At 32.9% G+C, this 21,668-nt stretch carries 19 protein-coding genes; 12 read left to right on the top strand and 7 right to left on the bottom strand.

The genetic code is table 11. The annotated features are described in order from the left end of the window. From JNL75_05330 to JNL75_05340, 3 genes are all read left to right on the top strand, one after another. A partial coding sequence (locus tag JNL75_05330; GenBank protein MBL7789239.1) for a GIY-YIG nuclease family protein occupies window positions 1–192 on the top strand: 192 nt, incomplete at its 5' end. Window positions 193–276: 84 nt separating this feature from the next. After that, window positions 277–534, top strand: a complete 258-nt coding sequence (locus JNL75_05335; GenBank protein MBL7789240.1) for a GIY-YIG nuclease family protein — start codon at window positions 277–279, stop codon at window positions 532–534. Between the two features lie 132 nt (window positions 535–666). Continuing rightward, window positions 667–1,062: a hypothetical protein gene (locus tag JNL75_05340; GenBank protein MBL7789241.1), complete on the top strand. Its 396-nt coding sequence runs from the start codon at window positions 667–669 to the stop codon at window positions 1,060–1,062. A gap of 19 nt (window positions 1,063–1,081) precedes the next feature. Here JNL75_05340 and folE read toward each other — a convergent pair whose 3' ends face one another. The 5 genes from folE to JNL75_05365 all read right to left on the bottom strand — a co-directional run bounded on the left by folE (window position 1,082) and on the right by JNL75_05365 (window position 5,183). Next, window positions 1,082–1,681, bottom strand: coding sequence for a GTP cyclohydrolase I FolE (gene folE / locus JNL75_05345; protein ID MBL7789242.1), 600 nt, complete (start codon window positions 1,679–1,681; stop codon window positions 1,082–1,084). Window positions 1,682–1,728: 47 nt separating this feature from the next. Beyond that, window positions 1,729–2,358 carry a ribonuclease H family protein gene (locus JNL75_05350; GenBank protein ID MBL7789243.1) on the bottom strand — a complete coding sequence of 210 codons (630 nt, stop codon included), beginning with the start codon at window positions 2,356–2,358 and terminating at the stop codon, window positions 1,729–1,731. Further along, window positions 2,342–3,313 (bottom strand): flippase-like domain-containing protein, encoded by a 972-nt coding sequence (locus JNL75_05355; GenBank protein MBL7789244.1) that lies wholly within the window; start codon window positions 3,311–3,313, stop codon window positions 2,342–2,344. Before JNL75_05355 ends, JNL75_05350 begins: the two co-directional genes overlap by 17 nt. After that, window positions 3,313–3,666: an aspartate 1-decarboxylase gene (locus JNL75_05360; GenBank protein ID MBL7789245.1), complete on the bottom strand. Its 354-nt coding sequence runs from the start codon at window positions 3,664–3,666 to the stop codon at window positions 3,313–3,315. The genes JNL75_05355 and JNL75_05360 overlap by 1 nt, the downstream gene beginning before the upstream one ends. A gap of 71 nt (window positions 3,667–3,737) precedes the next feature. Next, window positions 3,738–5,183 carry a Do family serine endopeptidase gene (locus JNL75_05365; GenBank protein MBL7789246.1) on the bottom strand — a complete coding sequence of 482 codons (1,446 nt, stop codon included), beginning with the start codon at window positions 5,181–5,183 and terminating at the stop codon, window positions 3,738–3,740. 192 nt (window positions 5,184–5,375) lie between these two features. Here JNL75_05365 and JNL75_05370 point away from each other — a divergent pair, with 192 nt between their 5' ends. The 9 genes from JNL75_05370 (at window position 5,376) to JNL75_05410 (ending at window position 18,389) form a co-directional block, all read left to right on the top strand. After that, window positions 5,376–6,164, top strand: coding sequence for a transketolase (locus tag JNL75_05370; GenBank protein MBL7789247.1), 789 nt, complete (start codon window positions 5,376–5,378; stop codon window positions 6,162–6,164). Between the two features lie 11 nt (window positions 6,165–6,175). Beyond that, window positions 6,176–7,084 carry a hypothetical protein gene (locus JNL75_05375; protein ID MBL7789248.1) on the top strand — a complete coding sequence of 303 codons (909 nt, stop codon included), beginning with the start codon at window positions 6,176–6,178 and terminating at the stop codon, window positions 7,082–7,084. Continuing rightward, window positions 7,081–9,009 carry a GDP-mannose 4,6-dehydratase gene (locus tag JNL75_05380; protein MBL7789249.1) on the top strand — a complete coding sequence of 643 codons (1,929 nt, stop codon included), beginning with the start codon at window positions 7,081–7,083 and terminating at the stop codon, window positions 9,007–9,009. The genes JNL75_05375 and JNL75_05380 overlap by 4 nt, the downstream gene beginning before the upstream one ends. A gap of 5 nt (window positions 9,010–9,014) precedes the next feature. Continuing rightward, the gene (locus JNL75_05385; GenBank protein MBL7789250.1) at window positions 9,015–11,726 is read left to right on the top strand and encodes a histidine kinase; all 2,712 of its coding nucleotides are present in this window, start codon (window positions 9,015–9,017) and stop codon (window positions 11,724–11,726) included. 11 nt (window positions 11,727–11,737) lie between these two features. Continuing rightward, complete coding sequence (locus tag JNL75_05390) at window positions 11,738–12,481, top strand: response regulator transcription factor (protein ID MBL7789251.1); 744 nt, start codon at window positions 11,738–11,740, stop codon at window positions 12,479–12,481. A 143-nt stretch (window positions 12,482–12,624) separates the two neighbouring features. Continuing rightward, window positions 12,625–14,838 carry a tail fiber domain-containing protein gene (locus tag JNL75_05395; GenBank protein MBL7789252.1) on the top strand — a complete coding sequence of 738 codons (2,214 nt, stop codon included), beginning with the start codon at window positions 12,625–12,627 and terminating at the stop codon, window positions 14,836–14,838. Window positions 14,839–14,950: 112 nt separating this feature from the next. Then, on the top strand, window positions 14,951–15,667 hold the full coding sequence (locus JNL75_05400) for a methyltransferase domain-containing protein (GenBank protein ID MBL7789253.1): 717 nt from the start codon (window positions 14,951–14,953) through the stop codon (window positions 15,665–15,667). A 3-nt stretch (window positions 15,668–15,670) separates the two neighbouring features. After that, entirely contained in the window at window positions 15,671–16,378 is a 708-nt protein-coding gene (locus JNL75_05405) for a class I SAM-dependent methyltransferase (protein MBL7789254.1), read from the top strand. Between the two features lie 4 nt (window positions 16,379–16,382). Further along, complete coding sequence (locus tag JNL75_05410) at window positions 16,383–18,389, top strand: tetratricopeptide repeat protein (protein MBL7789255.1); 2,007 nt, start codon at window positions 16,383–16,385, stop codon at window positions 18,387–18,389. On the opposite strand, the gene JNL75_05415 is transcribed toward JNL75_05410, so the two are convergent. Together JNL75_05415 and JNL75_05420 are read right to left on the bottom strand one after the other, a co-directional pair. Continuing rightward, window positions 18,390–19,994 (bottom strand): DUF1501 domain-containing protein, encoded by a 1,605-nt coding sequence (locus JNL75_05415; GenBank protein ID MBL7789256.1) that lies wholly within the window; start codon window positions 19,992–19,994, stop codon window positions 18,390–18,392. Between the two features lie 11 nt (window positions 19,995–20,005). Beyond that, window positions 20,006–21,595, bottom strand: a complete 1,590-nt coding sequence (locus JNL75_05420; GenBank protein MBL7789257.1) for a DUF1800 family protein — start codon at window positions 21,593–21,595, stop codon at window positions 20,006–20,008. Window positions 21,596–21,668: the final 73 nt, after the last annotated feature.

The following is a 21,668-nucleotide window of genomic DNA, read 5'->3' on the forward strand; positions in this document are numbered from 1 at the left end:
AGCAATTTGATAGAACGATTTAAGTCTCATAACACCTTATCTAATAAAGGATATACGGTTAGATTCCGTCCTTGGTATGTTATACATATAGAGTTCTTTTACAATAAAAAGCAAGCTATGGAGCGAGAACATTATTTTAAATCTGGAATAGGCAGAAAATGGTTGGACGAAAACACTAGTATAGAAATATAGGCTCATATCTGCCAAAGGCGGACGCACGTTCGAGTCGTGTCCCCGCTACTAGTTTTTTAAGAGACCCAACGGTCTCTTTTTTTTATGGAAGAATATGTTGTTTATGTTTTGTATTCTAAGTCTCATTCCAAACGATATATCGGATATACGAGCAATTTGATAGAACGATTTAAGTCTCATAACACCTTATCTAAGAAAGGATATACGGTTAGATTTCGTCCTTGGTATGTTATACATATAGAGTTCTTTTGCAATAAAAAGCAAGCTATGGAGCGAGAACATTATTTTAAATCTGGAATAGGCAGAAAATGGTTGGACGAAAACACTAGTATAGAAATATAGGCTCATATCCGCCAAAGGCGGACGCACGTTCGAGTCGTGTCCCCGCTACTAAATTTAGAAGGCTATCAATTTTTTGGTAGTCTTTTTTAGTGATATTTATTTTACTTCGAAAAATATTCTTACCTTTGACTAATGAAAGGAAAGTATCGAAAAATATATTTATTATCTTTTATACTCTTGGCAGGCATTACGCTAGCTGCTGTATTTGTAGTGTTTAAGAAATATCGTAATGAGTCGAATAATAGTATGATGGTGTCGAATGCTAAATTTCAATTATCAAAAATTAAAGAGCGAATAACTCAAATTGAAAATCGTTTGCCTATTGCAGATAGTACTCTTTTGCAGGATATAGAAACGATTAAACTTGATGAGGCTACCGTTGACTCACTTCTTAATTTTAATTCGCTAAGTAAAGAATCATTAGAGGTTATTGCCGAACAACTGGCTAAACTTTCTAGCCGAAGTAGCAAGATGGAGAAATCAGTAGATGCTTTAGCACAAGATTCTCAATCAGAATCCACAAAATAGATTATAGTCCTTTACGAATCTAGGAAAGTTTATGACTAATAAGATTCATAAATTCTCTCCTCGTAGCTGAATTGTCGAGAAATGGACCTGTAAATGCAGAAGTTACAGTAGATGAGTTTTGTTTTTGAACACCTCGCATCATCATGCACAAATGCTTGGCTTCTATGACCACAGCTACACCATGTGGATCTAATGCTTCCTGTATAGCATCTCTAATTTGTGTGGTCATTCTTTCTTGAACTTGAAGCCTACGGGCATATACATCCACCACCCTAGCTAATTTACTTAAACCAGTTATTTTACCATTCGGTAAATAACCTATATGTGCTTTGCCATAAAAAGGAACCATATGATGCTCGCACATAGAGTATAGCTCTATATCCTTCACGATTACCATCTCTTCTGAGTCTTCATTAAATATGGCGGATTTGAGAATATCAACTGCATTAAGTTGATAACCATTAGTCATGAAGCTCCATGCCTTGGCTACACGAAGAGGAGTGTTTAGTAAGCCTTCTCGATCAGAATCTTCACCTAATAAGTCCAAAGATGATTTTATATTTTCCGATATCCTATTGATAACTGCAGGGTTGTATTCTTCTACTTTTTTATAGGACATTTTTTTTCTTTTTGACTTTTGGATAACAAATTTTTATTTGCGATAGTTCACTTTCTTCCGAAATCTGCTGGAATTTCACCCCAGTGTTCAGTATCCCATTTGCGAATATCAATCGATAATGTATGAGTTTTTAGGTAGTTTTCAGCTCGATTAATAAGTTCAAATAGTTCTTTATTATAGTCAGTAGGTTCAAGTTTTGTTTTTGCCTTCTTAGCTTTTACCCAGGCAATGGCTGTGGCGCTATCGGTATAAACAGTCTTGACAATATTATTTTTCTGAAGATATGCTATGGCATGCACCAAACCTAAAAATTCGCCTATATTGTTGGTACCTTCCTCAAACGGACCACGGTGAAATATGACTTCTTTTGTGGCAGTATCGACACAGCGATATTCCATAACTCCAGGATTACCGCTACAGGCTGCATCAACACAGATGCTATTTTTTTCGATTGGTAAATTGCTGATTGAAGGCTTTGGGCTCTCAGGATTCGTGTTGATGTTTACATATTTCCAATAACTATCTTTGAAGGCTAATTCAGCTTGGGCTTTATTTGGGAATGCCTTGTATTGTGCTCCTTGAAAACCATCTATTTGAGCCTTGCATTGGAGCCAATTGTCATAGATTCCAGGTTGGTTCCCACGCCATACGACATAGAATTTAGTTGATTTTGCCATGGTCTCTTTTAAGAAGATATATCCACGAAAGTACTCCAAAAAAGACTAGAGTGGCAGTAGGAAGAATCCATGCCGCCCATGAATAGGTCTGTGCCGTAGTTTCTGATATGCCATATAATACTAAGGTCCAAGTCACTAACACTTGATAGGCGCCGATACCTCCTTGAGTCAGTCCTACTCCCAGAGTTCCAGCTATTAGTACCACCAACCCACAACCGAGACTTAAATTAATAGTTTCACTAAATGCAAAAAAGAGAATATAGGTACTCAAGTAGTATATCGAATATATAGCTAGACTATAAATGATAAATAGAAGAGGATTTTTTAATTTTAAAATGGTTTTAAGACCTTCCAATACACCTTGGATTTTGCTAAGAACAAATTCTCTCAACTTACCCACACGCCAGATAACAATACCACCAATGAGTAACCCGATACCAATACATAAAGGTAAAAGAAGACTTGATTCTCCTTTCATATTACTATATTGTTTGTATATTTTTAGAAGTCGTTCGAATTCAAATAGAAGAGCTAATAAAATATAAAGCCCTAATCCAAGTACATCGACTATGCGTTCTGTTATCATAGTGCCAATTCCCTTATCGAGTGGAACTTTTTCTTCTTTTAGCAGCACAGAGCAGCGAAGTACCTCTCCTAATCTAGGAAATACTAAATTGCCTAAATACATAATAAATATAGAAGAAATAAGGGTGGAATTTCTTGGATGATAATTCAGAGGTTCAAGCAACATTTTCCATCGAAATGCCCTAACAATACATGCTAAAGCTGCCAAAAAAATGGATAATATAACAAGCCAAACTGGAATATTTTTTATTCCTTCGATTATTTGAATGCGCTGCTCTGGTGTGATTTTTGTTTGAAGGTAATATACCAAGCCGAATCCAATCCCAAGAGATATTAGAAATTTGGCTATGGAACTAAAGCTGAACTTCATTATGCAGTCAGTTGATTATTTGGCTGAGAAGGATAAATCATCACAGGCTGATGTTTTTTCATTTCTTCTTCTGTCATATAAGCATAGGAAATGATAATAACCAAATCACCAGGTTCTACACGCCTTGCAGCAGGACCATTGAGACAAATAACTCCACTGCCTCTTTCACCTTTGATCACATATGTTTCTAGTCGCTCACCATTATTGACATTGACTATCTGTACGCGCTCATTCTCAAATATTTTGGCAGCATCCATCAAATCTTCATCGATAGTGATGCTCCCTATATAGTTAAGATCCGCTTGGGTTACGACTGCACGGTGTATTTTAGATTTGAATACCTGAAAAAACATTAGCTTTTGTTGGATAAAAAATTAAGCGACAAAGATAAGATTACATTTTGATTTAGCCGCTTATTATTCCTTTACAAAGTAAATTCATAACGTATAATATAGGGTCTATTGGGATAAAAGCCTTCAATATACACTTTACTACCTTCCTTATCTTGTAATATTTGGCTTATTTCCGACTCTGTACTAATGGCTATGTTATTTATATTAGTAATCACAAATCCAGGCTTCATATCTGTATTACGAGCTATGATACCATCTTCGATTTTTACTATTTTCAATCCATTGGCTACCCCGAAGTGTTGTAACTCTTGTGAGGATAGTGGTGTAAGCTTGATACCTAATTTTTTGATACTGCCTTGTACATTTTTAATAATCTCAGTGGTGTTTGCCTGATTTTTCAAGACCGCAGAAGTTTCTTGAATATTACCATTTCGCACATAAGTTATATTGATTTTATCACCCGGACTGTGTGTGGCGAGGTGTTCTTTCAGCTCAGGAAAACTTGTTATGGTATTGGTGTTTATTTTTACGATAACGTCGTTTGATTTCAGCCCAGCGTCTTTAGCTGCACTACCTTCAAACACATTAGCAATCAAGATTCCACTTGGAGACGGAAGTGATAATTTCTTAGCTAAATCAGATGTAAGCTGAGCCGGTTGAATTCCTAAATAAGCTCTCTGTACAGTACCGTGTTTTTTGAGGTCATTCATAACTTTATTGACTATATTGGATGGTACAGCAAAGGCATATCCTGCATAGGCCCCAGTAGGGGAGGCTATCGCTGTGTTGATGCCTATGAGTTCTCCTTTGAGATTGACTAAAGCGCCGCCAGAATTGCCAGGATTCACAGCCGCATCTGTCTGTATAAAGGATTCTATTGGGTTTCCTTGCTGATTGGGTTGATTCATGCTAAGTGAGCGGCCTTTAGCACTTACGATACCTTGAGTCACAGTACTTTCTAGGTTGAATGGATTACCTACCGCTAGAACCCATTCTCCTACCATTACCTCATCTGAATTAGCTAAAGCCATCGCAGGGAGTTCATTTTCTTCTATTTTTATAAGTGCCAAGTCTGTATCTTTATCTGTACCAATTACTTTGGCTTTGTAGGTGTTTTTGTTTCTTAAGGTTACCTCAATTTCTGTCGCATTTTGTATCACATGGTAATTGGTTATAATATAGCCATCTTTGGCTACTATGACTCCAGAGCCGCTTGATTCCTGTTTGTGTGTGCGTGGTTGATAGAAATCAAATCCAAATAAACTGTGAAACGGATTTTGGTAGTTAATAGTGACTTGTATTTTAGTCTTAATGTGCACTACACATGGAGTGGACACAGCTGCTGCTGCCACGAAACTAATACCATTGTTTGATTTATTAGCATTTTTAATCAGTTCTGTAAGTTCTTGATAATTGCTATTTTCTAGACCTTTACTCTCTTTCGGTTTCGCTTGGCACTGAATCAATACAAGTAATAATGTTATAAATCCTAGACTTTTAATTTTGTAGTTAATCATTTTGTTTATTTTTTTGATATAAACACAAAATTATGGTCAAAAATTTTGATTGAAAAGATAATTTATAGTTAAATTAACTATGTTTTATTTTTTTTAAAAATTCTTAGAATGAGAATGATTGAGGGTAATTAAAATTTATTGTTTATTTTCGTATTTTAGGATTTTAAATAAAAAAAATAGATTATATAAAGTGTGAAAATTCAAGAATTAAAGCAGAAAGCTTTAAAGATTAAGAAAAGATTTTTAGCAATGTACTATAATGCTAATGCTGGACATATTGGGTCTTCCCTTTCATGTTTAGAGATTGTTACGTTTGTTAAACTAAATTGGATGAAAGTACATGACAAATTTATTTTATCAAAAGGACATGCTGCAGCTTGCCTTTATAGTGTTTTAGCAGAAAAGGGTTTTTTATCTGAAGCTGAAATTGATAGTTTTTATAAGAATGGAAGCTATTTAGCGGCTCATCCGCCAGTAAATAAGATTAATGGAATTCCATTTGCTACTGGTAGTTTAGGTCACGGATTGAGTCTTGCTGCAGGGTTTGGATTATCTAATAGCATACAAGGAAAATCATTAATGACTTTCTGTGTTACTAGTGATGGAGAATTGAATGAAGGGAGTATATGGGAAGCAGCTATGTTTATTGCCCATAAAAAATTGAATAATGTTGTATGGTTTATTGACAGAAATAGGTGGCAAGGTTTTGGCAGTACAGAAGATGTTATTAAACTTGACCCTCTCTATGATAAATTAAAGGCATTTGGTTTTAACGTTCTAGAGGGAAATGGTCATGATTTTAATTTTTTAGATTCTGTAAAAAATATAATAATCAATTCTACATATGATAAACCATATGTCGTAATTTGTAATACTATAAAAGGGAATGGCTTAAAATTTTTTGAAGATACATTAAGCTGTCACTACCTACCTTTGACCATTGAACAATACGAAATGACTAATTTATTGAATGAAAATTGAGATTATAACCCATGCGAAATGAATTTGCGAAAAGCATTATTGGACATTACAAAAAACAGAAGAATATTTGTTTTCTTACAGGAGACCTTGGTTTTATGGCATTAGAGGGTGTTCAAACTGAGCTTGGAGACCATTTTATTAATGTAGGAGTAGCCGAACAAAATTTAGTTTCGATTGCTGCAGCCATGGCATTTGAAGGTTTTATTCCTTTTGCATATAGTATATCACCTTTTATCACATTTAGACCATACGAACAAATAAGAGTTGATGTATGTTTACATAATCTACCTGTTAAAATTGTAGGCAATGGTGGTGGCTATGGCTATGGAATTATGGGTGCTACGCATCACTCCATAGAAGATTTTGGTTCCATGAAGATATTGCCAAATATGAGGGTGTATTTACCTTTTTTTGATCGTGACGTGGATGTAGTTGTAAATATGATGTTAAAAGATGTTCATCCAAATTATTTGAGACTTAATATGGGTGTTAAAGAAAATGTAATCACATATCAACCATTTGAACCATATAGGAAGTTGAAAGCTGGATCTGAACTAGTTATTTTAGGTTGTGGTACAGTTGTTGAACAGCTATTTAAGTTACCAAGCGATATAGTTAAAAATATTGAAATTTGGTTGGTAAGTATACTACCGTTAGAAAAATTTCCAGAAAGTCTAATACATTCAATCAATCAAAAAAAGAAGTTAGTAATAATTGAAGAACATGTTAAAGAAGGCGGATTAGGTGAGAGTGTAATATATGAGATTTTTCAATCTGGCATTCAACTTAATAGTTTTGATCACATATTTGCTCAAGGATATCCAAGTGGAAAATATGGTTCACAACTTTGGCATCTTGAAGAAAATGATCTAGCTGGCAAAGGACTTGAAACTCGAGTTAAATTAATGTTAGATAGATGAGTCTAAAAGATCAAATTAAAGATGAGGTGTTATGTCTTGAAGGCCCAATAATAATTTTTGGTGCTGGTGGTTTCATTGGCGCAAATTTGTTTCGACATATAATTCCCTATAGGAGTGATTGTTATGCTATAACAAGTAAGCCATTTATTCCTTGGAGAATAGATAATATCGAAGATAATAATATTATTCATGCCAATATTATTAATAAGCAAGATGTAAAAAATCTTTTTAATAAGCTAAAGCCTAAAACAGTGTTTGATTTAGCTGCATACGGCGCTTATTCTAAACAAAGTGATGTTGATTTAATTTATCAAACAAATTTAATCGGTCTTTTAAATCTATTAGAGGTTACTTCAGAATATTCAATTTATGCATTTGTGCATGCTGGAAGTTCTTCAGAGTATGGATTAAATTGTCAAGAACCTTTAGAGGAAGATGTTCTTATACCTAATTCACATTATGCTGTCACGAAAGCTAGTGCGTCTCAAATGATTAAATACTACGGTATTATTAAAGAAGTTCCCGTTGTTAATTTGAGATATTATTCCATCTATGGACCATTTGAAGAACCTGATAGATTAGTCCCTCAGCTTATTGACAAGGGAATGAATCAAATCTATCCCCCTTTAGTACAACCTGATATCTCAAGAGATTTTGTATATATTGACGATGCAGTTTTAGCCACATTGATGACTGCAAATTCTGACTTCACTTTATTAAAGGGTAAATCTATTAATGTAGCAAGTGGAAAGAAAACCACAATACGTGAAATCGTTGAAAAAATTAGGAGCTTCTTTCATATAGATGAAAGTCCTAAATGGGGGGATTTCCCAAATAGAAAATGGGATTTAAAGGAATGGTATGGTAACGCTTCTTTAGCTAAAAATCTTCTCGGGTGGGAAACAGTAACATCTTTGGAGGAAGGAATTAAACTCACCTATGAGTGGCAAAAAAATTATTCTAAACCACTTTACGAAAAGAAAATATATCAAGACAAGATAAGACATAAATTAACTGCAGTAATTGCTTGTTATAAGGATGCCCAAGCTATACCAATTATGTATCAAAGACTATATGATACATTTAAAAAGATAAATGTAGACTATGAAATAATATTTGTAAATGATTGTAGTCCTGATAATACAAGTCATGTAATCCAAGCTATAGTTGACAAAGATGATAATGTCTTGGGTATTGAACATTCAAGAAATTTCGGATCACAATCTGCTTTCTTAAGCGGTATGGAATTGTCAACCGGTGATGGAGTCATTTTACTAGATGGGGATTTACAGGATCCCCCAGAACTAATTGTCAAGTTTTATGAAAAATATAATGAAGGATTTGATGTAGTTTATGGTCGAAGAGTCTCAAGAGAAGGTAATAAGGTGTTAGTATTTTTATATAAAGTGTTTTATAGATTATTTAGAGGAGTTTCTTATATACCTATTCCTCTAGATGCAGGTGATTTTGCTTTGATGGATAGAAAAGTGGTAGATGAAATAATAAAGCTTCCAGAAACAGATCAATTTTTACGAGGATTGCGTGCTTGGGTTGGTTTTAAACAAACTGGTGTAGATTATATTCGACCTGAGAGGATGTTTGGTGTTACAACTAATAATTGGCGTAAAAATATTGGATGGGCAAGGAAAGCCATTTTTTCGTTTAGTTATGTTCCTTTGGAGCTTTTGACTTATTTGGGTTCTTTTTTAACTTTTGTCTCCTTTATTGCAATATTAACTCAAATTTACTTATATTTTAAAGCTTATGACATTCCTCATGGTGTCACTACGATTATATGTCTTATACTTTTCTTTGGAGGTATACAAATGTTAGCCATTGCTATTCTTGGCGAATATCAATCTAAGATAATAGAAGAAGTAAAAAGAAGACCGAAGTTTATCCGGAAGAGAGTAATTAAAAGATAGTCGTTTTGAATTTGTTTAAATGTATTCTGTTTGTAGTAAACTTTCTCATTTTATTTATAAACATTGGAATTTCACAAAATTATAAAATTACTCATTATGGCGTCAAAGAGGGCATGTCAAGCAATTGTGTCTATCATTGTACTCAGGATTCATTGGGTCTTATTTGGTTTGCTACAGATAATGGTTTGACTAGATTTGATGGTAGAAAATTTAAACATTTTGGAATAACTGACGGACTTAGGCAAAATGAAGTATTTCATATTCAGCCTATTTCAAAGAACATACTTCTTGGCTATGATCTCAATCATTGCTTTGTAATAGATAATGGAAGGATTAAATTTCTAGTTTCCGAAATTAATAAAGTGAATGCATTAAATCATTTTTATACTGACGTCTATGATACTAAAGTCGTAGTAAGCAAAAAGGATGGTATATTGATATTTAATAAAAGGAATTTTAAGCTCATTAATAAATATCCCCTTGGATTGTCTTTATCATATATTGATTCATTTAATAATTTAAAATTTATTCCTATAAGAAAAAACGTACAATCAAGTGTAGTTAAAGGATTTGTTAATAATAAGGATACTGTTTTTAAAGTAAATTTGTCTAATAATCTTGAACCAATTATTGTATTTAAAGATATAGTTTCTACATTTTTTACTAAGGATTCCAATCTCTTTATTAATTCCCAAAGTGGACTTTATTGTAAAAAGAAAAATCAGCAAAAGGCCTTTAAAATATTTAGTCATAATAGTTTGAATTTTGTTTATGTTGATAATAAATCAAATATTTGGGCTTGTACAAGCACCGATGGAGTTTATTTATTGCAAAAAAATGAGGTTAAGAAATTTTCAAATATTAAAAATTGTACATTTCGTACAATCAAAGTCAATAGTTCAAAGGCATTATTTGGAGGCCTGAATTGCTCAGCAGAAATGGAAAAAGGAAAGTTAAAGGTGACGAAGTATAATGGCAATGAAGTTTTAAATCCATATTATTGGAAGAGTCAAAAAAGAGCAATATTTATTGGACAATATTATATTTATTTTTCAAAGCATGACTCAATAAAATTCCCTTATAATATTAAATGTTTTTCTTATTATAGTTCCGATACGATTCTCATTGGTTCTGGAGCTGGCTTGTATTTTTATGATCTTAAGAATAGAAAACTAGGTGGCAAAATGATTGATGGTAGAATTTATTCATTAGGCTATGGTAATAATAAAATATGGGCATACACTGAAAAAGGAATAGTATTGATCCATAATGGACGTTATCAATATTTAAGACTAATTAAAGATAAGGATATTAGTATAAGTAATGTTATGTCAGATAAGCAAAAGAATACCTGGATTTCGACCTCAGGCATGGGGGTATTCGTTCTAGATAGTCAAAATCAAGTCATAAAAAACCTGCAAGAAAAAAATGGATTAATAAGTAATAATTGCAAATCTATGTTTATTGACGATGACAATCGAGTATGGCTTGCTAGTAATAAAGGATTATCCTGTATTGATGAATTAGATAAAATTAGAAATTATACCGAATCTGATGGCTTACTTTCTTCGGACATATATGATTTGGCATTGATTGAAGATACTGTTTATGTTCTTACTAGCTTGGGTTTATGCACGTTTAATTATATTCCTAGAACGCAAATCTATTTTTTTCCTCTATCAATAACTGAATTAAAAATAGGAGATAGTATCTATAGCTCTATACCCTCCATACTTGAACCAAGTTCTAATTCTATTAAAATAAGTTATGCTGGTATCTATTATGAAGCAAGTGACGATATTCAATATGAATATAAATTAATATATAACAATGTCGATAGCAAATGGATAAATACACCAGATAATCAAATTGCGTTTTCTTCACTAAAGCATGGAAATTATAAGTTATTGATAAGAGCATATAATAAAAATGATAAAACAATTTTATCGAAAACTTTTGTCTGGACATTTAAAATCAAGCCCTATTATTTCCAAACTATATGGTTCTTCATATTATGTGTTTTGACTATAGGGATAATTGGGCTATGGTATGGGTATAGCTATCAAAATCGGAAGAAAAAAATAGAAAGTGATAGGATGATCTTAGAGTCTAAGTTAAAAGATATTACCCTTCGCAGCTTACAGCATCAAATGAATCCTCACTTCATCTTTAACTCATTGAATACAATCCAATATTTTATCTCTATGGAGAATGAAATGGATGCGAATATTTATCTTTCCTCTTTCAGTCAATTAATGAGAGATATGCTTGAAAATATCAAAAGAGAACTGATAACTCTTGATGCAGAAATAGAATTTAATAAACGCTATGCAGAATTGGAGTTAATGAGATACCAGAATAAATTTGATATAGAGTTTAATGTAATGTTAGATAATACAGAGGATATATTGATTCCAACAATGTTAATTCAGCCCTTAATAGAAAACGCAATAAAACATGGAGTGTCTAATCTAAAAAATAATAGAGGAAAAATTGAAATTAATTTCTATAATAAGTCAATTGATTTATTACAGATAGATGTCAAAGATAACGGAACTTATACTCCTAGGACTAATTCTAAACCCAATTATAAATCTACAGCTATGAATGTGATAAAGGAGAGATTAGCTCTCTATACTAAAAACAATTGTTCTGGGGAGTTTTCAATTCAGTATTATACTGAAAACACGGTTGCCACTATTATTATCCCTTATTAAATCAGATTAAAATGATAAAAGCTATAATCGTAGATGATGAATTGACTAGTGTTCAGTTATTGTCTAACTTACTAAAGAAGCATTGCGATCAAATTGATATCTCTGGCGAGTTTACAGATATTGAAAGTGCTTATGATTTTATTTCATTGCATTCTCCTCAATTAGTATTTCTAGATATAGATATGCCACCCTTTACGGGTTTTGATTTATTAAAAAGAATAGAAAAACCTAGTTTTGAGGTAATATTTGTGACAGCTTATGATCACTACGCAATAGAAGCTATCAAGTTTTCTGCCTTATATTATATTCTAAAACCAGTGAATATTATAGAATTGAAAGAGGCTGTAAAGAGAGCAGTGGAGAGAATTTCCAATAATCAAGTATCGGATGTCTCAATATTAAATAAAGTCCAAGATAACAATTATCAAGGAATAAAGAGAATAGTTCTCAATCATTTTAAGGGTTCTGAACTAGTCGATATAGAAGATATTTTGTATTTAGAAGCCAATCAAGCCTATACCAGTTTTGTTTTAGTGGATGAAAAAAAAATAATTTGTAGTAAAAACCTCGCAGAATATGAAAAGATGCTTTTTAATAAAGGATTTTTTAGGATTCATAAGTCGTTTATGGTCAATATGAAATTTGTAAAATCTTTAGATAGAAAGGAAGGATTGGAAATTTTACTCATTAATGATATAAGATTGCCACTTTCAAGGACTAGAAAGGCAGGTTTTATTGATATACTGAAATTGTAGTTTATCAATATATAAGACCGTTTATCAATTCAGAATTACCGTTTATCAATTCAGAATTACCGTTTATCAATTGCTTGAAATTTTAGTTTGTTTATGATATGATCTTTGTGTCATTATTATTAATCAACTTAAATTTTTAAATCATGAAAAAAATATTTTTAGTTTTTACTGTTTTACTGAATATGCATAACGTAAATTCACAAATACCAACAGCTGGGAGGGTTTTACATCTAGATGCCAATATTGGTTTTACAGGAAGTGGAACTGCTGCTGCAGCTTGGGCTGACCAATCTGGTAACGGAAATAATTGCACTGTTATGGCATTATCTACAGGTGCACCTACTCAAAACGCAGTCAATGGATTCCAAGCAATAAATTTTGGAGGAAATGTGATTATGAGAAGTGCAACAACCAATACTGTGACTGGAACTGTTGGTACCATAGTTTTAGTCAAAACAAATAATGGAAATGGTGCACCCGTTTCAGTTGCAAATGATGGGACTGTAAATAATGAATTAGTCATTCAGGATAATGTTACATATCATCATTCAAGTGCATCTAATTGGGTAGGAAAGCAACATCATTGTACTGGAACTATACCAGCAAACTCCCCTATGATTATTGCAGGTACATTTAATACTAATGTGGCAACATCTGATATTTCTAATTTCACAAATGGAGCGATATCTACATCAGCTATGAACACTCTAGGAGTAGCAGTAGCTTATACAGCCAATAATAGAAGAATATATGTCGGTTCTAGAAATCAGAATGGTGCGTTGCATGTTCCGTTTACAGGCAATATTTTTGAGGTTATAATTTATAATCGAATACTTAATGCAGTTGAATTGAATCAAGTATATGAAACTCTTAAATGTAAATACAATGTTAACTATGCTGCTTGTAATTTGAATCCAAACACTAATGCAACGATTGTAAATTCAAAGAAAGATACCTTATGTATAGGAGATTCTACTATATTGACTGCAAATCCTGCTGGTATGACTTATGCGTGGAACACAACTCCTTCTAAAACTACACAGTCCATAGCTGTAAAAGCTTCTGGAACATATACCGTGACAGTGACTACTCCAAATGGATGTACCTCTATCGCTTCTAGAATTATTGTATTCCGAGAATGTTGTCCAGATGAGTGCTTTTGGAATAAGGGTGGAAATATAAATGTAACATCTACCAATAACATCATTGGGACTATGAGTACAACCAATGTTCAAGATTTTAGAATTTTTACAGCAGGGACTCAAAAAGCAGTAGTTACAACCTCTGGAAACATTGGAATTAATAATCTTGCTCCTTCAAACAGATTAGAAGTTACACATGGTACAGCTGGAAATTCTGGTTTGAGATTGACAAATTTAATCTCCGGAACTAGTACTACTACTAATAACGCTAATCAAGTATTATCCGTGACATCAAATGGAGATGTAGTACTAGTTAATACAAATCAGGGGATTTCAAGTTCTTGTTCGACTCAATTTTATGTACCTAGAGTTAATATTACTGGATCATCAAACCTTACATGTTCTCAGATATATGATAATGGATCTAGTGTAGGAATTAGTTCAACCGGACCTTTTAATTATACATTAACCACAATTCCTCCTTTTTCAGGTGGTACAGTTACAACCACAGGAACTTTGAAATTAGATGTGAATGGAATCATAAGATGTACTGGAATATTTGCCACATCTGATGAAAAACTCAAAACCGAAATAAATTCAATAAAGAGTGCAAAGTCTATAATTTCAAAACTAAATGGAAAGACTTATTTTTGGAATAAACAATATGCAGAAAGCGCAAGCCTAGATAATGGAAGACACTATGGATTTTTAGCTCAGGAGTTAGAAAAAGTAATGCCAGAAGCTGTATTAAAAGATAATCACGGAAGATATGCTGTAGAGTATAATGCGCTGATTCCAGTTTTGGTAGAGAGTCAAAAGGAACTTATAAATGAAAATGAGACTTTAAAAGCTAAAATCTCCAGTTTAGAAGAAAGATTTACTTTATTAGAAAATTCTCTAGTAACCATCTGCGAAAGTGGTTGTATTGGCTTAAAAAAGGAAGTTAAAAATATGGATGTATTATATCAATCAATCCCGAACCCTACAGATGATGTAGCCTTGATTAACTATATTTTAAGTCAAGATGATCAAGATGCATATATTTCAGTCTTCTCTAACGAAGGTAAACAGCTTAAAACTATTAGACTAGAGTCTAAAATTGGAAAAGGAAATGTTAAAATTTCCTTAACTGAATTATCTGCGGGTGTTTACCCATATTCGTTAATTATTAGTGGAAAAGTAATAGATACGAAGAGACTTCAAATAATCAGATAGATATTATAGTCTGTTAACTCAACTTTATACTCTCTTCATTTTTATGAAGAGAGTATTTTTTTTTATATAACTTTGAATTTAATTTTAATGTTATTTTTTACTTAATTACCCAATGCAAACACAAAAAAAGAACGTTACTGAGTTTAATCAAGATGTAAAATTAAATGAGGGCTATAGGTATACCACCAATGCCCCATTTTCTTCTATAGTTGCGAATAAGAGAATTACAGAAGCTATCTTGAAATATATTCCTAAACATGCCAAAACAATTATTGATATTGGGTGCGGAGATGGTATATATACTAATGATTTAAAATCTGAGCTAACTGATAGACAATTCACAGGATTTGATCCTGCAAGTGAGGCAATAAATATTGCAGTAAAAAAGTATGAAAATATTGACTTCATTATTGGAGATTTGTTAAATAAAGAAACTTTTCCTAATAAATTATTTGATGTAGGAATAATAAGAGGGGTTTTACATCATTTGCCGAATGCTCAACTAGGAATAGCAAATAGTGCATATCTATCAGATTCAATAATTATTATAGAACCGAATGGGAATAATCCTATATTAAAATACATTGAAAGAACATCTAAGTATCATATTGAACACGAAGAACAGTCATTTAAAAGTAGTGATCTGAAAAACTGGTGTGAAATATCGGGATTTGAGGTAAACAAAATTGAATTTATAGGATTTGTTCCATTTTTCTTTCCAACGATTTTGTCAAGGATTATTTATTTTTTTCAACCAATCCTAGAAAAAATCCCATTATTAGGTAAATATTTTGGTGCACAAGTAGTTTTGTTTTGCAAAAAAAAATAGTAAATGTCAAGCATTGTTGATGATAGAGGATTTAATCAGGGTTTTACATTAGTTAAATCAACTGAGGTTCGCATGCAAAGGCGAGCACTTTGGTTTCAAAATGAAATGGATGCTGCCTCTCTGAAAACAGTATTAGAGATAGGTTGTGGAACTGGAGAGGTCAGTTATTGGTTAGCGCAAAATTCTAATTTGAGCGTATTAGGAACGGATTTATGTGTTCCATTTATAGAAGAGGCCAATAAAAAGTACAAATTACCCAATTTAAATTTTGAAGTATTGGATTTTAATAATCCAGAACAAGTTCAAGGTAGAAAATTTGATTATATTATTGGAAATGGTATATTACATCATCTTTATTATAACTTACCTAATGCTTTAAATACTATAAAAAATTTACTGACTGAAAATGGAAAGTTGATATTTATGGAACCTAATATTTACAATCCCTATTGCGCAGTTATTTTTAATATTCCAACTTGCAGAAAATGGGCAAATCTAGAACCTGATGAGATGGCGTTCTCTAAGCAATTTATTTCTCAAAAACTTAGGGAAAGTGGATTTAATAATATTAAAGTTGATTATAAAGATTTCCTTTTACCTGGTGTTCCAGAGTTTATGATAAAGCCTTCTATAATTATTGGAAATATTCTCGAAAAATTACCAATTGTAAATAAAATTTCACAATCTATATTTATTGTAGCTGAAAAATAAACTCATGAAAGTAAATCATTCATTATCACTACAAACTAAGCTATTTAGTTTTATTTCCATTTGTTTACTATCTTTAATGATTTATGCTAGTTATGATTGGGCTCCTAGTAATGATGAACGATTTCAAGTACCTTACGCGGATTTAAGTCTTGATTATTATTCTAGTTTTGGCAAGAATGATACAGTATTGACTACTACTACTAAGATTGAACCTGTGATGAAACATTATGGTATTGCTATTGAACTGCCTGCCCATTTTCTTCATAGATTGTTTGGCTGGGAACTTTATGGTATAAGACATGCCATTATGACTTTGGTGAGCTTTTTTTATATTTTTTTTGGCGCACTTTTGGCTAAAAGAATTACAAAATCATGGACTGCAGCATACATAGCTATGGCCTTTCTCATATTAACTCCTCGAATTTTTGGAGAGGCATTTAATAATCCCAAGGATCCTACCTACTGTGCAACATCTTTATTTAGTTTATACGCTTTCTTTGTTTTCCTAGATGCGTTGCCAAAACCATGTTGGAGGAAAACATGTTTATTAGGTTTAGGTGTAGCTGGCTCATTATTAGTTAGAATATCTGGATTGATAAGTGAATTCCTTTTTGTCATCTTTTTAGTTTGGGAACTTTACTATTTAAATAAAAATAAAATAAGAATTGATTTAAAAGATATAGCCAAGAAAGTATTTATTGCTTTTGGGGTAGGTTATTTTGTTGGGATAATGTTTTGGCCTGCTATGATTAATGCACCTTTAACTCAACCTTTTGAAGCATTAGCATTTCTGAAAAATTTACCTGTCACGGTAAAAAATTTATTTGAAGGAAAATATTTGCAATCCACTGAAATACCTTGGTATTATTTACCAAAATATTTTCTAATTTCTAATCCAGAAATAATTTTGATAGGCATCTTAATAGGATTTATATTTTTTTCATCCCTAACAAATAAGTATAACAAAAGAAGGATACTATTTCTATTAGTGTCTAGTTTTTTCCCCTTGTTTTTAATCATCTATGGTAAAACGGGTTTACTTACTGGTTGGCGACATGGATATTTTATTTATATCCCATTGGTAGTTTTTTCTGCTATTGCTATTTACAATTTGCTATTTAATTTAATTGAGAAGAAATTATATCAGAAGATTGGTTTGGTGGTGGTTAGTCTAGCTTTAATACCTACCTTTATTTTTATGATTAGAAACTACCCACTTTTCTATGTTTATTTCAATCCTACATTTGGAGGAGTAAAAAAAGCTATGGGAAATTATGAATTAGATTACTATTCACACTCTATAATGCCAGCCATTAAATGGTTAGAAAAAAACGAACCCGGTTTTGTAAATAAGAAGTTGGCATCTAATAATGGATTCCAAGTGTACGAAATTTTGAAGCCAAAGTACGGTGAAATTCCTGTTGCCTATACTCGATATCGCGAAAGATATGATCAAGATTGGGATTATAATATTTTAACACAGAGCTTTGTCGATGCGGAATATCTTAGAAATGGGTATTTCGGTTCAAGCAAAGATGTTATTAAGACGATAGATGTTGATGGAGTTCCTGTTTGTGTAATTTTAAAACGCACCGATAAAAACGATTATTACGGCAAAAAAGCTCTAGATTCCAATAATTTCCCTAAAGCTATTGAATATTTAACAAAAGCAATTCAATATAACCCGAGCAATGAAATCGCTTGGACGAATTTAGGTTTGGCTCAATTGAATATAAATCAAGCTAACGAAGCTGTTCAGTCATTATCAAATGCATTAAAAATATCCCCAGAGAGCATGATGGCTAAAAATTACCTTGCATATGCCTACTTGCAATCTGGCAATATAGCTTATGCCCAATCGGTATTGATGAATTTAATAGAAGAAAATCCAAATTTACCAGACCCATACCGTTTATTAGCTCAGATATATCAGCAGCAAGGTAACATGGCCATGGCTCAGCAGTATATGAATATTTATCAGCAGATTACAGGACAATTGGGAGGACAATAATTACCTCACCTTCTGCAGCGTCACTACGCTCTGATAGCCATCATTCTGGTACCTGCAATAATAAAAGCCAGAAGGAAGTTGTTCATCTTTCCATGTTAGCTGATAAATACCAGGTGCTGATTTTTCGTCCAACAAGGTTTGAATAAGTCGTCCTTCTGTATTATAAATCTCTACTAAACTAGACCCACCTTTGGAGTTAATATCGATTTTGATGGTATCATCACTTGTATATGGGTTAGGGTAGCATTGTAAGCGCTTTTCTTCTAATTCCTTTTGATAATCAGTGATACTGCCAGTTGCACAAGCTGCATTTTTTATTATTGGGATAGTTTGATGATTCTTAAACAATATGGTAGAAATGGCACTCTCATCGATGCAGAACCATTGTCTGAGAATTGATGCATAGACAGACCGAAAGTCATACTGCATAGCTAGATTGTCATCTACAGTAAAGCTTGAGTTAATTGTAGGGTTTACCCCTATGATTCCACTTTGTACTTGAGTGCCAAAAAGCAGCATCGGCAAGGCCGAACCATGATCTGTTCCACTACTGCCATTGGATTTTATTCTTCTACCAAATTCTGAAAATGTCATTCCAAGCACTTTATCTTCGATGGAAAGAAACTTTAAATCATTTTGGAATGCAGCTATAGCACTAGATAGGGTTGCTAAAAGTTCCGCATGTGATCCTTTTGTAAAATCAGCACTATCAACTTGATCGGAATGAGTATCAAATCCTCCTAAGCTTACCATATAGATTTTAGTTTTTAATCCACCTTTTATGAGCTTGGCAACTATTTTTAATTGATCCGCCAATTTATTATTGGTTGGGTAGGTTCCTTGATTTGTGACTTTTAAAGCAGCATTTTTGATAGCTGTATTATAGACTTTTGCCTGTCCTGCTACTTCTCTAACATAGGCCAGTTCTTTTCCTATCGCATTGCTGCCTGGAGAAGAGTGAGAGCCATTCACCAAATCATAAAAATCTTTATCACTAGTGACCGATATAGCCATAGGTATACCTGGTCCTGGGGACGGTCCTTGAAATCCGGGAGAAACTAAAGCCCCAATTTGAATAGCAAGAGGATCCGGCATATCGGCTGTAGGATAAGCATCAGGATAATCGGGAAATTGATAATTCAAATAACGACCCATCCAACCAGAATTCTCTACTACCTTGGCATCTGAGGCTGTAAGCCAAATATCTGTGCTTCTAAAATGTGAATAATTCTGATCAGGATAACCGACATTCTGAACAAAGTTAACCTTACCTTCATTGTATAGCGTTTGAATTCCTGTCATAGAAGGATGTAAACCTGTCTTATCTACTTTATCTAGTTTTAACACCTTATTTTCCGGAATTAATACATTGGCTCTGTGCAATGCTAAGTTTGTATACTGATCCAGAGGGATTAAGGTATTCAATCCATCATTACCTCCATTCAGTTGTATGATAACAAGTACATGGTCGTTGATGTCCGCTGAACCCGCTAATAGCGCACCCAAAGCTGATTTTTTTTGAATGGCTGAAAAACTAAATCCAGGAATAACACTTCCTAGTGCTATCGTTTTACCTGTTTTACTTAAAAATTCTCTTCTTTGCATAGGTTTCTTTTTTACATTAATTGATACTCTGCTAGTTCTAAAATGTATTTGTAAAAGGCTAATAACAAATCACTTACCAATTTCTTTTTAGCCGCATCGTTAGGATTATTAATATGGTCATTCCATGCATTAGTCCAATAATAATCCTGAGATTGTCCGAATAGCAAGATAGTTTTTAGATAAGTCTTTAGCTCGGTAGTTGCTGGAATGGTATGCAGGAAACTCAATGCATCATCAATTAATTTATTAGGGTCAGATGGATTTGAAAATCCTTTGGTAAAATTTATAGTGTCTATTTGAATTTTGTATGATCTTTTATTGTAACCAATTAAGAGACTAACTGCAAATTTGTTTCTATTGGCTATGGTATCGGTGGTAATCCAATTTTCATGCATAAGCGGTTTTTGATAATAGGCTTCCCAACCAGATACATTTGGTGGGTCATAAGGAAGCTGTCTCAGTAAAAAAGAACCCGAAAACATTTCTCCGTGAATTTCATAATGTTTTAACAAATCAGAATTGTCAGGAAGGGCAATTTCCATCTCTTTGAATTGACCAAAAACTACATCAACTGGCGATTTGATATGACTGCCATAAGCATCTACATCAAAGAAATGCTCCGATTTAAAAAGTGCTTGCACCACTGGTAATATTTCATAGTTATTGGTACGCATAATATTGGCTAAAGGCACTATTACATTCGCTTCTACCGTGCTATCGATATCATAGTAAACAAAAAAACCATAAAGCTTTCTGCAAAAATGAAGCGCTACTTCGTTTTTTTGAAAAATCATATTGACCAAATCGTCCAATTCGTCTTGACCTGCCGTTCCAGATTTTCCGGTGATAACGGTATTATTATAAAATGCGGAAAAAGTTTTATTGCCAGTATCATGTCTAGTAGGGGTGAATTTTACAAGACCAGTAGTTCTATCTATTTGATATCCTGTCAGGACTTTAGCAGCTTCTTTTACATCGGATTCGTTGTAAATAGGAGTGAAGCCTTTACCCAATGTGAATAATTCTTGCAATTCTCTGGCTAAATTTTCATCGGGGGCATTCTTTTGATTGACATCCCCATTGAGGTATTTTAATATTCCACTGTCCAATAAGGATTGTTTGATAACTGTTTTAAAATTTCCAAGGCAATTGGCTCTTAGCATTTTATAGTTTTGGTACAAAAACCGTGGATCATTCACATCATGGGAGATAGGAATGAAACTATGTAAGAAAAGTGCCATTTTTTCCGTTATGGTGGTATCTCTGAAGTAGTTAATAGCTAGCCACCCTCTAAAAGAATTAATTTTTTGAAAATTGATTTCTGGGAATTGAGGTGCAATATTGACCCATGTGCTTCCATAAGGAATAGCTGCTTCTTTATACTTGGGATCTATAATATTCTCATAATGATTTAAAGGTGGCGCAGGTTCTAGTGAAGTGGTGATAATAGCACTCAATACTTGATTCAAGGACTGGCCGCTAAAACTGGCTATATCTTGCCTTTTTATCCCAAATCTCGTCCTTCTCAGCAGGTGTTTTAATTCTTTCTCACCGAAACTACCAGTATAGGCATTCAATCCTTTGTTTGATATAATAGGCATAGAGCGAATGTTTTATACAAAAATAATAAAATAAATATCTATATATAGAATTAAATAATGGAATTTAAGTTTA

This window comes from Chitinophagales bacterium (assembly GCA_016787225.1).
Taxonomy (GTDB): Bacteria; Bacteroidota; Bacteroidia; order Chitinophagales; family JADJOU01; genus CHPMRC01.

Bases quoted from the DNA above. Each gene is read 5' to 3' on its own strand.
- JNL75_05335 (MBL7789240.1), top strand. From the start codon at position 277: ATGGAAGAATATGTTGTTTATGTTTTGTATTCTAAGTCTCATTCCAAA.
- JNL75_05340 (MBL7789241.1), top strand. From the start codon at position 667: ATGAAAGGAAAGTATCGAAAAATATATTTATTATCTTTTATACTCTTG.
- folE (MBL7789242.1), bottom strand. From the start codon at position 1,681: ATGTCCTATAAAAAAGTAGAAGAATACAACCCTGCAGTTATCAATAGG.
- JNL75_05350 (MBL7789243.1), bottom strand. From the start codon at position 2,358: ATGGCAAAATCAACTAAATTCTATGTCGTATGGCGTGGGAACCAACCT.
- JNL75_05355 (MBL7789244.1), bottom strand. From the start codon at position 3,313: ATGAAGTTCAGCTTTAGTTCCATAGCCAAATTTCTAATATCTCTTGGG.
- JNL75_05360 (MBL7789245.1), bottom strand. From the start codon at position 3,666: ATGTTTTTTCAGGTATTCAAATCTAAAATACACCGTGCAGTCGTAACC.
- JNL75_05365 (MBL7789246.1), bottom strand. From the start codon at position 5,183: ATGATTAACTACAAAATTAAAAGTCTAGGATTTATAACATTATTACTT.
- JNL75_05375 (MBL7789248.1), top strand. From the start codon at position 6,176: ATGCGAAATGAATTTGCGAAAAGCATTATTGGACATTACAAAAAACAG.
- JNL75_05380 (MBL7789249.1), top strand. From the start codon at position 7,081: ATGAGTCTAAAAGATCAAATTAAAGATGAGGTGTTATGTCTTGAAGGC.
- JNL75_05390 (MBL7789251.1), top strand. From the start codon at position 11,738: ATGATAAAAGCTATAATCGTAGATGATGAATTGACTAGTGTTCAGTTA.
- JNL75_05395 (MBL7789252.1), top strand. From the start codon at position 12,625: ATGAAAAAAATATTTTTAGTTTTTACTGTTTTACTGAATATGCATAAC.
- JNL75_05400 (MBL7789253.1), top strand. From the start codon at position 14,951: ATGCAAACACAAAAAAAGAACGTTACTGAGTTTAATCAAGATGTAAAA.
- JNL75_05405 (MBL7789254.1), top strand. From the start codon at position 15,671: ATGTCAAGCATTGTTGATGATAGAGGATTTAATCAGGGTTTTACATTA.
- JNL75_05410 (MBL7789255.1), top strand. From the start codon at position 16,383: ATGAAAGTAAATCATTCATTATCACTACAAACTAAGCTATTTAGTTTT.
- JNL75_05415 (MBL7789256.1), bottom strand. From the start codon at position 19,994: ATGCAAAGAAGAGAATTTTTAAGTAAAACAGGTAAAACGATAGCACTA.
- JNL75_05420 (MBL7789257.1), bottom strand. From the start codon at position 21,595: ATGCCTATTATATCAAACAAAGGATTGAATGCCTATACTGGTAGTTTC.